At 62.7% G+C, this 12,687-nt stretch carries 12 protein-coding genes; 9 read left to right on the top strand and 3 right to left on the bottom strand.

Annotated features, from left to right (window positions below; translation table 11 throughout):
* Positions 1-154: 154 nt before the first annotated feature.
* Complete coding sequence (locus tag U5K31_05020; GenBank protein ID MDZ7772090.1) at positions 155-1,330, bottom strand: hypothetical protein; 1,176 nt, start codon at positions 1,328-1,330, stop codon at positions 155-157.
* 13 nt (positions 1,331-1,343) lie between these two features.
* Positions 1,344-2,126: a tryptophan 2,3-dioxygenase family protein gene (locus U5K31_05015; GenBank protein ID MDZ7772089.1), complete on the bottom strand. Its 783-nt coding sequence runs from the start codon at positions 2,124-2,126 to the stop codon at positions 1,344-1,346.
* Positions 2,127-2,256: 130 nt separating this feature from the next.
* Here U5K31_05015 and U5K31_05010 point away from each other — a divergent pair, with 130 nt between their 5' ends.
* Together U5K31_05010 and U5K31_05005 are read left to right on the top strand one after the other, a co-directional pair.
* Positions 2,257-3,108 carry a hypothetical protein gene (locus tag U5K31_05010; protein MDZ7772088.1) on the top strand — a complete coding sequence of 284 codons (852 nt, stop codon included), beginning with the start codon at positions 2,257-2,259 and terminating at the stop codon, positions 3,106-3,108.
* Positions 3,109-3,143: 35 nt separating this feature from the next.
* Positions 3,144-3,911, top strand: a complete 768-nt coding sequence (locus tag U5K31_05005) for a TatD family hydrolase (protein ID MDZ7772087.1) — start codon at positions 3,144-3,146, stop codon at positions 3,909-3,911.
* Between the two features lie 24 nt (positions 3,912-3,935).
* On the opposite strand, the gene U5K31_05000 is transcribed toward U5K31_05005, so the two are convergent.
* Positions 3,936-5,069, bottom strand: coding sequence for a 4-phosphoerythronate dehydrogenase (locus tag U5K31_05000; GenBank protein ID MDZ7772086.1), 1,134 nt, complete (start codon positions 5,067-5,069; stop codon positions 3,936-3,938).
* A 68-nt stretch (positions 5,070-5,137) separates the two neighbouring features.
* Between U5K31_05000 and U5K31_04995 the strand changes: the two genes are divergently transcribed.
* The 7 genes from U5K31_04995 (at position 5,138) to U5K31_04965 (ending at position 12,683) form a co-directional block, all read left to right on the top strand.
* Positions 5,138-6,493 (top strand): thymidine phosphorylase, encoded by a 1,356-nt coding sequence (locus tag U5K31_04995; GenBank protein ID MDZ7772085.1) that lies wholly within the window; start codon positions 5,138-5,140, stop codon positions 6,491-6,493.
* Between the two features lie 90 nt (positions 6,494-6,583).
* Positions 6,584-7,372 carry a PspA/IM30 family protein gene (locus U5K31_04990; protein ID MDZ7772084.1) on the top strand — a complete coding sequence of 263 codons (789 nt, stop codon included), beginning with the start codon at positions 6,584-6,586 and terminating at the stop codon, positions 7,370-7,372.
* Between the two features lie 28 nt (positions 7,373-7,400).
* A complete protein-coding gene (locus U5K31_04985; protein ID MDZ7772083.1) occupies positions 7,401-7,916 on the top strand; it encodes a hypothetical protein in 516 nt (171 codons plus the stop codon).
* A 5-nt stretch (positions 7,917-7,921) separates the two neighbouring features.
* Entirely contained in the window at positions 7,922-8,881 is a 960-nt protein-coding gene (locus U5K31_04980) for a hypothetical protein (protein MDZ7772082.1), read from the top strand.
* Positions 8,882-8,894: 13 nt separating this feature from the next.
* The gene (locus U5K31_04975) at positions 8,895-9,674 is read left to right on the top strand and encodes an enoyl-CoA hydratase-related protein (GenBank protein MDZ7772081.1); all 780 of its coding nucleotides are present in this window, start codon (positions 8,895-8,897) and stop codon (positions 9,672-9,674) included.
* Positions 9,675-10,952 carry a hemolysin family protein gene (locus U5K31_04970; protein ID MDZ7772080.1) on the top strand — a complete coding sequence of 426 codons (1,278 nt, stop codon included), beginning with the start codon at positions 9,675-9,677 and terminating at the stop codon, positions 10,950-10,952. It begins immediately after the preceding gene.
* A gap of 18 nt (positions 10,953-10,970) precedes the next feature.
* The gene (locus tag U5K31_04965; protein MDZ7772079.1) at positions 10,971-12,683 is read left to right on the top strand and encodes an AAA family ATPase; all 1,713 of its coding nucleotides are present in this window, start codon (positions 10,971-10,973) and stop codon (positions 12,681-12,683) included.
* Positions 12,684-12,687 lie beyond the last annotated feature (4 nt).

The following is a 12,687-nucleotide window of genomic DNA, read 5'->3' as shown; positions in this document are numbered from 1 at the left end:
AAAAGGCTGCGGGCTGCATGCCAGCCGGCGATGCTGGCGTGTCCGCTGCACGGACGGGGAACAATATAAGTAAAATATGCGCTCTTCCTCCATGCCGCGTACGGGGTAGACCCGCCAGCGGGCGGGGCCTTACGCCAGCTCCGACGAGCGGCCTTCAGAGGCTGCGTACCGCCTCGGCCAGGAGCCCCACGGCCTCACGGATCTGATCTGATGTGGTATAGGGTGCGGGTCCCATGCGCAGCACCTCTCCGCGGGCGTCGGTCCAGACGCCCCGGCGCATCAGCTCCGCGCGAATCTCCCGTGCCCGCGGGGCCTGCAGGGCCAGGAAGCCGCCCGTCTGGTCCAGGGGACGTTCGTGGAGCAGGCGGATGCTATCCGGGTTGAGGCCGGTCTCCCTGAAACACTCCCGCAGCAGGCCCACCTGCGCCCGGTACTGCCGCCGCAGCACCTGCGGGGTGAGTCCCTGCGCCCGGAAGAATTCCACCACCGCCGCCGCGCGGAAGACCGGGGCGGGGTCGAAGGTGCCGCTGGCGAAACGCATGTGCTCTTCCCCGTAGGCCACCGGACCCTCCTGCGGGCGGTCCAGGGAGCCGAAGTCGGCGAACCAGCCGGTGACTACGGGACGCAGCCCACAGCCGGTCGGGTAGCGCAGGAAACAGTTGCCCTCTCCCCACTGCAGGTATTTGTAGCCGCCCACCAGCAGATAGCAGTCTTCCATGCCCGCCTCCCGCAGTGAGAGGGGCACCACGTTGGTGCCGTGGTAGTCGTCCACCAGCAGGGGCACTCCGCGCTCCCGGGCGAGGGCGGCGATTTCGGGGAGGCGCCGGTTTACCACCGCGCTTTCGAACCAGACCCGCGAGAGCATGAGGGCGGCCGCGGGGCGCTCGAGCAGCTTCCCGAGCTGGCGCACCAGGCTGTCGGGGTCGGCCTTCGCACGGTCCACCGTCACGCCCTCCTCCTCCAGGCGCTTGAGCTGGCGGGCCATGGAGTGGAATTCGGCATCGGTGGTCACCACCCGCGGATTGGAGGGCAGGTCGAGGGCCGACAGCCAGGAGACCAGCAGCGTGTGGGTGTTCTCGCCCCGGCACCAGAGCCCGTCAGGATCGTCGTACCAGTCGCGCAGGTAGCCGCGGAGCACGTCCACCTTTTCGAAGGCGCGTTCCCACTTGGCGTCCACCTCCCCCGCGGCGGCCTCCCAGGCCTCCAGTAGTCCCTCGCGGGCCGCATCGGGCCAGGCCTGGTGGGAGTGGCCGGTAAAAAGCAGGCGGTCGGCCACGTCGAAGTGCGAATAGTGGGGGGCGAGGCGCCCGGCCAGTTCGTCGATGTCCATGTCACCGTTCGGGTCAGAGTTCGGAGCGGATCTCCCAGAGATCGGGGAAGATGCGCTGGTGGAGGGTGCCCCGCAGGTAGGAGACCCCGTCGGAGCCGCCCGTGCCCATCTTGTTGCCGATGGTACGCTCCACCATCTTCACGTGGCGGTAGCGCCACTCCTGCATGCCCTCGTCGAAGTCCACGAAGAGCTCGCAGAGCATGGCGGTCTCGGGATCGCTGTTCATGATCTCGATGAGCGTCTCCTGGGTGGCGGGGTTGGGGTCGTAGAGAAGGCCCTTATCGTTGGCGCGCTCCGGCAGGTCCACCTCCCAGCCACTCCGTCGCAGGTAGATGCAGAAGCACTCCCAGAGGGTGTCCTCCTCCATGCGTTCCTCCATGCGGCGGAGGTACTCCGGCTTGTCGGCGTAGGCCTTCATCACGTGAGGGGAGCGGTGCCCGCAAAGGACCTCCACCTCGCGGAACTGCACCGACTGGAAACCGCTGGCCTCGTCCAGGAAACCGCGGAAGGAGTTGAACTCCAGAGGCGTCATGGTCTCCAGGATGTCGATCTGGGCCACCATGGTCTTCAGGATAGAGAGTACGCGGCGCATGGTCTTCACCGAAGTCCACGTCTCTCCCTCCTTCAGCTCCCGGCGCAGCTTGCCGAACTCGTGCAGGATCTGCTTGAACCAGAGCTCGTAGGTCTGGTGGATGATGATAAAGAGCATCTCGTCGTGCTCCTGCGGATCGGAGCGCAGCTCCTGCAGGTCGAGCAGCTCGTCGATTTTCAGGTAGTTGTTGTAGGTGAGTTTCATGTCAGGGGAATGGTAACAATCGCGGCCGCAGCGTGCAAACGCCTCCCTAAATCTTCTCCCCAAAAATGTTTAGATTGGCCCGGCACGAAGCGCATGAGAACCCCTAACCACCAGCCTGGACGCATTCCCCATGAGCCTGTTGATTGCCGACAGCGGATCCACCAAGACCGAGTGGAGCTACGTGAGCAGTTCCGGCGAGGAGAAGCTGGAGCTCGAGACCGAGGGACTCAATCCCTACTACCACACCCTGGAGGGGATCCGCCGCATCACCGGCCGTGGGGTGCACGCCCGCCTGGAGGGGCGCGAGGTGGAGGAGATCCACTTCTACGGGGCCGGGGTGGACAGTCCACGCCGCGAGAAGACAGTGGCCACGGCCATCGGCCCTCACTTTCCGGGGGCGGGCATCCACGTGCACCACGACCTGCTGGGGGCCGCCCGCGCCTGCTTCTTTGACGAGGCGGGCATCGCCTGCATACTGGGTACGGGCATGAATTCCTGCCGTTACGACGGGCGCCGCATCACCGAGCACATCCCCTCGCTGGCGTTCGTGCTGGGAGACGAGGCCTCGGCGGGCTGGTTCGGCAAGCGCCTCATCAACGACTATTTCAGATACGAGATGCCGGACGAGCTGCGGGAGGCCCTGGCCGCGGAGTGCGACATGGAGCTGGAGGCCATCCACCGGGGGGTCTACGACGAGCAGCAGCCCAGCCGGTTCGTGGCCTCCTACGCCTCTTTTATGGGACGGCACCCTGAATCGGACTATGTAAAGTCGCTGCTTCGGGAGGGCTTCCAAAACCTCGCCGGGCGCATCCTCGCCAAGTACAGCGGGGCCGGGGAGCTGGAGGTGCGCTTCGTGGGCTCGGTGGCCTACGCGCACCGCAAGCTCATTGCCCGGGTGCTGGAGGAGCGCGGCATGAAGGCGGGGCTCTTCATCCGCAAGCCCATGCAGCGCCTGGTGGAATTCCACCTGCGTCCCGGCTGACAGACGCCTTTCCATCCCAACCGAAACGCCTGACCATGCTTGCCGATACCCACTGCCATCTCTACATGGACGCCTTTTCGGACGACCTGCCCGCCGTGCTCGACCGCGCCGTGGAGGCGGGGGTGGGGCACATCTTCCTGCCCGCCCTCAACCTCGGTTCCCTCCCCGGCATGCGCGCCCTCGAGCACCCGGACATCCGTTTTTATCCCATGGCGGGCGTACATCCCACGGAGATCAACGATGGGGTGCGCGCGGGCGCCGATGAGCTGGCCGAGGCCTGCGCGGCGCCGGACGTGGTGGCGGTGGGGGAGACGGGCCTGGACTATCACTGGGACACCGACCACAAGGCGGCGCAGCAGCGCAGCCTGCGCATGCACTGCGAGGTGGCCCGTGCCTGCGGCAAGCCCGTGGTCCTGCACAACCGGGACAGCACGGACGATCTGCTGGACATCATTGGAGAGGAGCAGGACGGATCTCTGACCGGCATCTGGCACTGCTTCAACGGCAGCGTAGAGGAGGGGCGCCGGGCGCTGGACCTGGGACTTCATCTGGGTATTGGGGGCGTGTTCACCTTTAAAAATGCGGGGGTGGACCTCACCGTGTCACAGCTACCCCTGGAGCGCATGGTGCTGGAGACCGACGCGCCCTACCTGAGCCCGGAGCCGTGCCGCGGTGAGCGCAACGAGCCTGCCTTCGTGCGCCACACGGCCGAACGGCTGGCGCAGGTAAAGGAGACGGACCTCGGCGAGGTGGCCCGCCGCACCACGGCCACCGCTCTGGAACTCTTCGGGCTGCAGGTTTAGCGCTCCACCCGGGCTGGAAGGCGTTCAGGCCTCCGCCGAATGAAATCCCAGTTTCTCCAGCAGGTGGTGGGCCTGCAGCAGTTCGTACGGAAGAGCCAGAAAGGAGAACTCGTCCCGCAGCGGGAAGGTGGCGCGCAGGCGGTTGAAGGCGGTCCCTTTCTCGCCGTCGGGCAGCCCGGCCAGCTCCAGCAGTTTCTCCTCGTAGCGACGGGCGGGATGGACCTGGCGCAGCACCTGTCCGGCAGAGGAGGGATGGCCCTCCACTTCGGCGGCGCGGACCTTGCTGCCCCGGGCCGGCACTTCCGGGGGCGTGAGCCCGAAATGTTCGCAGAGATCCTGCACCACCATGAGGCTGGCCTTCAGCTTGGCCTGCCGCGCGTAACCCGCGATGTGGGGGGTGGCCAGGAAAGCCGTGCGTGCAGTGCGCTCGGAGAAGGCGGGCTCCCCCTCCCAGGTGTCGATGACGAACCGTCGGGAGGGTCCCCCGCGTCCCCATCGCAGCAGGGCCTCCTCGTCCACCACTCCTCCGCGCGAGGCGTTGATGACCAGCGAGCCGCTGAAGCGCCCGAGAGTTTCCGCATCCAGCCACCCGCGGGTGGGCCAGGTGCCGCCTTCGGTCAGGGGCACGTGAAAGGTGAGCGCCTCGCAGCCGAGCACCTCCTCCAGGACGCAGCTTTCGAAGTTTGAATCGCGCGCGGCGCGCGGCGGGTCGTAGCACCGCACCTCCCCCGCGCCGCAGGTGGCCAGCAGCTCTGCGGTAGCCCCTCCGGTGTGACCCGCGCCCACCACGCCCACCGTGAGGCCCGCCAGGGGACGATGGTGCGCTTCGGTCCACCAGATCAGGGAGGCGGCCACGAATTCGGCCACTGAACGGGCGTTGCTGCCGCCGGCGTCGGCGAAGGCCACCCCGCGCTCGCGAAGGGCGGGAAGGTCCACATGGTCCGTGCCGGCCGAGGCCGTACCCACGAAGGCGAGCCGTGAGGTGAAACGCTGAAGTGCGGGGCGGTCCACCTGCAGTACGGTGCGCGTCAGCAGGGCGTCCACATCCAGCTGTCCCCCGGGCCATCCGTCGGCCGGGTCGAAGGTACGGAGCTCTGCCCCTTCGGGGAGCAGGGACTCCAGTTCCACCAGGTATCGGTCGGCCAGTACGTTTATCATGAATACCTTCTGTGCTGTATATTGGAGGCTCTGGTTCCATGTGTCATCGCTAACCTACAATCCCTTTTATGGGAATCAAGTTCAACCCCGTATCGATCATCCGCAAGAAGAGGAACGGCGGCACGCTCTCCGGGGAGGAGATCCGCCGCCTTATCCAGGCTTATACCGCCGACGAGATCCCCGACTACCAGATGAGCGCCTTCCTCATGGCCGCCTTTATCAGGGGACTCAACCCGGAGGAGTCGGCCGTGCTCACCGAGGCCATGCTGCGTTCGGGCACGGTGCTCGACCTGGACGACATCCCCGGCAGCAAGGTGGACAAGCACTCCACCGGCGGGGTGGGCGACAAGGTCTCCCTGGTCCTGGCGCCCATCGTGGCCAGCCGGGGCGTGAATGTGCCCATGATTTCGGGACGTGGACTCGGCCACACAGGCGGCACCCTCGACAAACTGGAGTCGATTACAGGCTTCGACGTGAACGTGCCGCCCGACCGCTTCCGCGAGCTCCTGCGGGAGCACCGTATGGTCATGTGCGGACAGACCGAGGAGATCGCCCCCGCCGACAAGCGCCTCTATGCCCTGCGTGACGTGACGGCCACCGTGGAGAGCATCCCCCTGATCGCCGGCAGCATCATGAGCAAGAAGCTGGCCGAGGGCATCGACGCGCTGGTGCTGGATGTAAAGACGGGCAGCGGGGCCTTTCTTCCCGACCCTGGACAGGCCGAAGAGCTGGCCCGCACCATGGTGTCCATCGGCCGGCGCTTCGGGGTGGAGACCGTGGCCTGGATGACCTCCATGGAGCAGCCCCTGGGACGCCGTATCGGTAACTGGCTGGAAGTGGAGGAGAGTATCGCCTGCCTGCAGGGCGGGGGACCCGATGACGTCATGGAGGTGACCCACACCCTGGCCGGGAGCATGCTGCACCTGGGCGGGGCGGCCGGCTCGGAGGAGGAGGGCCGGGCCATGAGCCGGGAGGCGGTGGTATCCGGGGAGGCCTGGGAGACCTTTCTGCGGCTCGTCGAGGCCCAGGGCGGGGATGTCGGACTGCTGCGCCACCCCGACCGCTACCCGCCGGCGGAGCACGCCTTCAGCGTGGAGGCCGAAGAGGAGGGATGGCTGGAGCGCCTGGACGCCTACGCGCTGGGTATGGCCTCCCTGGAGTTGGGGGCCGGCCGCCGGAGGAAAGAGGACGGGGTGGACCCTGTCGCCGGCATTGTGCTTGAAAAGAAAATTGGGGATACTGTCAAAAAGGATGAAACAATACTAAGGGCCTTTACGAACAATAACCATGCCATTGAGGAAGTTAACGCCATGTTACGGGATGCTTTCTCGGTAGGTCAAACGCCGCCGGACCCCCCTCGACTGATCTCCGGCAAGGTGGACGAACGGGGCATTTTGGAATCGGCAGGAAAAAGCGATAAATAATTGCAATAAAATCAATTAAACCTAACATTGTAGCCCCTGTGCGGTTTCAGGCCAGCGGGCATGGGCAATTTCAATCTAAGGGAACGTATCATGTTTAAACGATTTATTAGGGCTCTCAAATCGATATTTGGCGGTTTTATCAGCTCCATGGAGGATCCCAAGCTGATCCTGGAGCAGAACATCCGGGACCTGAACGACCAGATTCCGCAGATGAACGAGAACATCGCCACGGTGAAGGCCAACCTGATGATGCTTCAGAAGGAGGTCAAGAAGTACGAGAAGCGCATCGAGGACCTCACCGCCAAAATCAAGTCTGCCATCCAGGCCGACCGCGACGACATCGCCGAGGGCTACGCCCTGCAGCTGGAGAAAGCGAAGGAAAATCTGCAGACCTCCAGGGAACAGCTCAAGTTTGCCGAGCAGGCCTACGAGAAAGCCCTCAAGGTTAAGAAGGCCTTTATTCGTGAGAAGGATCACAAAATCCAGGAGGCCAAGGAGGCCCTTCGGGCCAGCGAACGCGCCGAGTGGCAGGCCAAGGTGGCCGACACCCTGGAGCAGTTCGAAGTGGGCGGACTCGACCAGACCCACGACGAGATGATCAACCGCCTCAACGAGCGGACCGCCAAAAACGAGGCGCGCATGGAGATTGCCCTCGACAGCGTGGACACCGAAGCTATGGAAATCGAGGCCAACGCCGAGAAGCTGCGCGCCAGCGAGCTGGTCAAGCAGTTCAAGTCCGAAATGGGACTCGAGGCCGGCGGAGAATTCGCCGGGAAGGAAGCCTCCCAGTCCGATGGTCGCATTGACGTGGACGCTTCCGGCGAAAAGCAGGAGGAGTCCGGCAAGACTATCGGCAACAAGGAGCGCTCGAAGTCCTGACCCCACACAACGCCAACGCACCCACGCCATGAGCCGCAACAGCCGCGAGGAACGCGAACGCCTCAAGGAGGAGTACAAGGAGCACTACCGCAAGATGCGGGAGACCAAGGAGCGGCTTAATCGCACCCGCAAAACGCGCAACATTGCCCAGGCTCTGCGCGACATGGACACCTCCCAGGTGATGGACTCCTTTGACGATTTCCTGACCGGCGTAAAGACGAAAATCGCCACCGTGGAGGCCCGCCTCGAGGTGGCCATGGACAGCCTGGACGAGGATCCGGATTCGCCCGTGGGCGAGATGGAGCGTGACGAGGAGCTTAACCGCGTCCGTGCCAAGGAGACCCTCAAGCAGGTGAAGGTGGAGATGGGGCTGCTCTACAGCGAGATCGAGAAGCAGGCCTCCGCCCTGGACGTGGATAAGACTATCGGTAAACAAAGTCATAAAGTCGGGAAGTCAGAAAGTCATAAAGTCGGGAAGTCGGGAAGTCCAAAAGTCGAAAAGTCTGTTGGGCCGGATTCCGAATCACAAAACAGCCAGTCCTGAAAAGCATGGAAGAGGAACAAGATTCCATAAACTATGCGCGCGAGGCCTTCCTGCACCCCCTGAACCTGGGCGGGCTGCTGGTGGCCACCGTATCGGCTTTCGTGCTGAGCGACATGGGACTCATCTCCAACCTGGTGCTTACCATGACCTTCGGCGTGGAGCTGATGTACCTGGGCATTGTGCCGCGCCTGCCACGCTTCCGCAAAAACATCAAGCTGAAGAAGCTGCGCGACCGCAATGCGGCCCATGATGACAAGAACACTTTCCAGGAGCTGGACCAGAAGAGCAAGAAGCGCTTCCTGGTGCTGAAACACCTGGCCAAGCTGATCCGGGAAAATTTCGATAAACTGCCCTACAGTTCCCAGGGGCTGCTGGACAACATTCGCAACAAGATTGAGGAGCTCACCTCCAACTACCTTACCCTGCTGGATCTGCACAAACGCTATCAGCTCTACATGAACACCTCCGTGGAGGAGAGCCTGAAGCGTGAGGTCGAAGCCGAGGAGCAGAACGTGGAGAAGCTGCATTCGGAACGGCTGAAGAAGACCAAGAAACGCCGTATCGCCATTCTGAAAAAGAGGCTCAAAAAATTTGAGATCGCCAAGGAAAAGTACCTCATCTGCGAGACGCACCTGGAGACCATAGAGGATGCGATCCGTTACATTTATGAGCAGTCGATGACCATGAGCAACCCCGAGGAGATCGGTTTCCAGCTTGATAATCTGCTGGAGGAGGTGGAGGAGACCTCGCAACTTATCGACGACCTTGACCGCGACATCCTGCCGGTGCACTCCGAACTTGATGAAATGGAGCTGGATGCCGAACTTAGGAAAGCCGAATCGGAGGCGGGCGCAGGCAGAAAAGCCGAGATAGACGCCGAACTGGACTCCGAGGCGGATTCCGGCGAAACAGGACAGGAATCGCGGGAGTCCCAGGCCAATTCCCCCAATCGCGTCAAAGAATAGCACACCTTCATTTATGAGCCAATCCTACAGCACCCTTTCCCTGGAAACCGGTGCCGACGGCATCGCCCAACTGACGGTCAACCGTCCCCGGAAGATGAACGCCCTCAACGCCGAAGTGCTGGACGAGCTCTCGGAAGCCTTCCAGTCTATTGCCGGCGACGGAGAGATCGCGGGGGTCATCGTGACCGGCGCAGGCGACAAGGCCTTTGTGGCCGGCGCCGACATCGGCGAGCTGAGCGAACTTGACCGTGCCTCCGGGGAGGAGTTTTCGCGCCGCGGACAGCAGATCATGCAGCAGATAGAGGACAATCCCCAGCCCGTGGTGGCCGCCGTAAACGGCTATGCCCTGGGCGGCGGGTGCGAGCTGGCCATGGCCTGTCACCTGCGTGTGGCCGGACCCTCGGCGGTCTTCGGGCTGCCCGAGGTGGGACTGGGCATCATCCCCGGGTATGGGGGCACTCAGCGTCTGCCGCGTCTGGTAGGCAACGCACGCGCCGTGGAGATGATCGCCAGCGGACGCCAGGTGAAGGCAGGGAAGGCCCTGGAGATGGGGCTTGTAAACCGCCTCGCTGACGATGATCCCGTCGAGGAGGCGCGGGAGCTGCTGGGAGCCATCCTCAAGAACGGCCCCCTCGCGGTACGCAACGCCATCCGCGCCGTCAACCGGGCAGGCGGCGAAAAAGGCTATGTGGCGGAGGCCTCGCTCTTCGGCAATCTCTGCGATACCGAGGATTTCGCCGAGGGAACCTCTGCCTTCCTGGAGAAGCGAAAGGCGGATTTTAAGGGCAGGTAGATGTTCGAACTCGCCCTCATCGTTCTCACCGTCCTGCTCAGCGGTTTTTTCTCGGGATCGGAGATCGCCTTTGTTTCCGCCAACCGCCTCAAACTGGAGATCGAGTCACGCAAGAGCTCCTTTACCGGGCGCACCATCAACTATTTTACCCGCAACCCGGAAACCTTTCTGACTACCACCCTGGTGGGCAACAACATCGTCAACGTGCTCTACGCCACGCTGATGACCATCTTCCTGGTGGGTCCCATCACGCAGGTCTACCTGGGATGGACCGGCGTCCCTCCCTCCACCGGACTGGTACTGGCCGTGCAGACCTTCATCGCCTCGGTGATAATCATGATCTTTGGGGAGATCCTTCCCAAGGCGCTCTTCCGCATCCACGCTGACTGGTGGTTCAAGATTATCGCCATCCCGCAGCAGCTGTTCCACTGGTTATTCAAGCCGCTCATTATGGTGGCCAACGCCGCCTCCAACATACTTATCCGCGCCCTGGCTCCAGGCTCCGAGCCTTCCGAACATCTCCTTCGCCGCCAGGACGTGGAGCTGATCTTCAAGGAGTTGCGCGACACCGGAGGAAGTGACCTGGACAAAGATGACTCGGAGCTTCTGCACAACGTGCTGGAGCTCTCCAGCAAACGGGTACGCGAGTCTATGATCCCTCGCACCGACATCGTGGCCGTGGAGAAGAACACCAGCATCGAAGAGACCCTCAAGGTTTTTATCGGTTCGGGCTTCTCGAAGCTGCCGGTCTACCAGGAGAGCATCGACGACATTATCGGGGTTATTTTTGCCTACGACCTGTTTGGCAATCCTGAAAACCTGACGCAGATCATGCGTCCGATCAAGCTGGTCCCCTCTTCCCAGAAGTCCAAAGACCTGCTTTCCGAGTTTCGCAAATCGAACATATCCGTGGCCATTGTCATTGACGAGTACGGCGGCACGGCGGGGATGGTGACCATCGAGGATCTGCTGGAGGAGGTGGTCGGGGACATACAGGATGAGTATGATACCGAGGAGCATTTCGCCAAAAAACTTTCCGCCAATTCCTTCGTGATCAGCGGAGGCGTGGAGCTGGAAGACCTGGGGGAGGCTTTCCCGGAGATCGCCCTCCCGGAGGAGTCGGCCGAGTTCGAGACCGTGGCGGGCTACATCATCCATGAGCTGGGACGCATCCCGAAGGTGAACGAGGAGCTGCTGCTCGGCGGACACAAGTTTATCATCAGCAAGGCCACGCCCAGCCGTATCGAGACCATACGGCTGATCCTGAACGTGGAGTAACCAACCAACCCCCGAGCCATGTTTGACCACTACCCGCGCTGGGCGCAGGAGTTCGCCCAGAAATACCTCAGCCGGACCATCAACCAGTTCATCATCCACGGCAACGTGCACGACCTGGTTGCCTTGCGCCGGGAGGAACAGACGAGCTTTGTGCGGCTCAAATCCTTTCTGTCGGAGGAGTTCTTCGGGGCCCGCGACTACGTGATATTTTACGACCGCTCCTCAGGCATCTATTTCAGGGACAAGGAGACCCAGAAGGATTTCAACCGGGCGGTGGCAGGACGCGACTCCCTGGTGGGCACCGAGTATGCCGAAAAGCTGCCGAAGGACCCGGTCCGTGTTTTCGCCTTGTTGGAGCAGTACTTCCGCATCCGTATAGACGACGGCAAGAGCATCGCCTTCATCATCGACTACGCCGAAACAGTGGTGCCTATGAACGAGGCGGGCTCCACAGGCTCGGAAGACCGCAACGCCCTGGTCTACCTCTCCCGCTGGGCCCACGACCCCATGTTCCTGGCGGCCGATTTCACTACGGTGCTTGTCTCCGAAAACCTTGCTGATCTAAGCAAGACCCTGATCCAGAATCCCTACACCACCGAGATCAGAATCAACATCCCCGGGGAGTCGGACCGCCTGGATTACATCCGCTTCGACTGCGGGGAGGAGGAGTTCAGGAAACTTTCTGAGGTGCAGGCGGAGAACCTCGCACGGCAGACGGCCGGCCTCAACTACATCAACCTGCGAGCCATCCTCTCCAATGCCCGCGAGAACAACGAACCGGTCACCTTCGCCCAGCTCAAGGAGATCAAGAAGGAGATGATCGAGGCGGAGGCCTACGGGCTCCTGGAGTTCGTGGAGACCGAGTACAACCTCGACAACGTTGCGGGTCACGGCGGGGTGAAGAGGCACCTGCGCCAGGCGGTGCAGGCCCTGAAGGCGGGGCGCGAGGACGTGCTCCCCATGGGTTACCTGGTATGCGGTCCCGTGGGCACCGGCAAGACTTTTCTGGTGACCTGCTTTGCCAGCGAGGTAGGCATCCCCATGGTTAAACTCAAAAACTTTCGAAGCCAGTGGCAGGGCGTCACCGAAGGGAACCTGGAGAAGATCCTGGGACTGCTTAAAGCCATGGCGCCGGTGGCGGTGATGATCGACGAGGCGGATGCCTACCTGGGCGACCGCGACGCCAGCGGCGACAGCGGGGTCTCCAGCCGCGTTTTCTCGCAGATTGCGACCTTTATGAGCGATACGAGGAACCGGGGACGCATCATCTGGTTTCTGATGACGGCTCGCCCCGACCTGATGCCGGTGGATCTCAAGCGGCAGGGCCGCGCCGAGGAGCACCTGGCCCTCTTTCCGCCCCACACCAGGGAGGAGCGCCTGGAGCTCTACGAGGCCATGGCCAAAAAAACGGGCCTGGAGATGACCGAGGAGTATGTGCCGGGCATCATCGAGGACGGACTGAAAACCTTTTCGGGAGCCGACATGGAGGCCGCCCTCACACGCGCCAAGTTCCGTGCGGCCGCCGAGGGGCAGCGTAAGGTCACCCCGCAGATGCTCGACGCCGCCCTGGCTGATTTCCTCCCGCCCACCTACCCGGAGGAGATTGAGCTTCAGACATTAAGCGCGGTGATCGAGTGTACCTCGAAGGAGCTGCTTCCCGAGCGCTACCGGAAGATGGACCGCGGAGAGATTCTGGAAATGATTGAGGACCTGAAGTACCGCATCGGCTAGGGTC

The sequence above is a fragment of the Balneolaceae bacterium genome, assembly GCA_034521445.1.
Taxonomy (GTDB): Bacteria; Bacteroidota; Rhodothermia; order Balneolales; family Balneolaceae; genus JAXHMM01.
Note: the sequence above shows the minus strand (reverse complement) of the source record. Positions and strands in the feature narration are given on the sequence as shown.

What these genes read in the sequence shown, in the direction of transcription:
- U5K31_05020 (MDZ7772090.1), bottom strand. Translation starts at nt 1,330, where the DNA reads ATGGACATCGACGAACTGGCCGGGCGCCTCGCCCCCCACTATTCGCAC.
- U5K31_05010 (MDZ7772088.1), top strand. Translation starts at nt 2,257, where the DNA reads ATGAGCCTGTTGATTGCCGACAGCGGATCCACCAAGACCGAGTGGAGC.
- U5K31_04990 (MDZ7772084.1), top strand. Translation starts at nt 6,584, where the DNA reads ATGTTTAAACGATTTATTAGGGCTCTCAAATCGATATTTGGCGGTTTT.
- U5K31_04975 (MDZ7772081.1), top strand. Translation starts at nt 8,895, where the DNA reads ATGAGCCAATCCTACAGCACCCTTTCCCTGGAAACCGGTGCCGACGGC.
- U5K31_04980 (MDZ7772082.1), top strand. Translation starts at nt 7,922, where the DNA reads ATGGAAGAGGAACAAGATTCCATAAACTATGCGCGCGAGGCCTTCCTG.
- U5K31_04995 (MDZ7772085.1), top strand. Translation starts at nt 5,138, where the DNA reads ATGGGAATCAAGTTCAACCCCGTATCGATCATCCGCAAGAAGAGGAAC.
- U5K31_04985 (MDZ7772083.1), top strand. Translation starts at nt 7,401, where the DNA reads ATGAGCCGCAACAGCCGCGAGGAACGCGAACGCCTCAAGGAGGAGTAC.
- U5K31_05005 (MDZ7772087.1), top strand. Translation starts at nt 3,144, where the DNA reads ATGCTTGCCGATACCCACTGCCATCTCTACATGGACGCCTTTTCGGAC.
- U5K31_04965 (MDZ7772079.1), top strand. Translation starts at nt 10,971, where the DNA reads ATGTTTGACCACTACCCGCGCTGGGCGCAGGAGTTCGCCCAGAAATAC.
- U5K31_05000 (MDZ7772086.1), bottom strand. Translation starts at nt 5,069, where the DNA reads ATGATAAACGTACTGGCCGACCGATACCTGGTGGAACTGGAGTCCCTG.
- U5K31_05015 (MDZ7772089.1), bottom strand. Translation starts at nt 2,126, where the DNA reads ATGAAACTCACCTACAACAACTACCTGAAAATCGACGAGCTGCTCGAC.
- U5K31_04970 (MDZ7772080.1), top strand. Translation starts at nt 9,675, where the DNA reads ATGTTCGAACTCGCCCTCATCGTTCTCACCGTCCTGCTCAGCGGTTTT.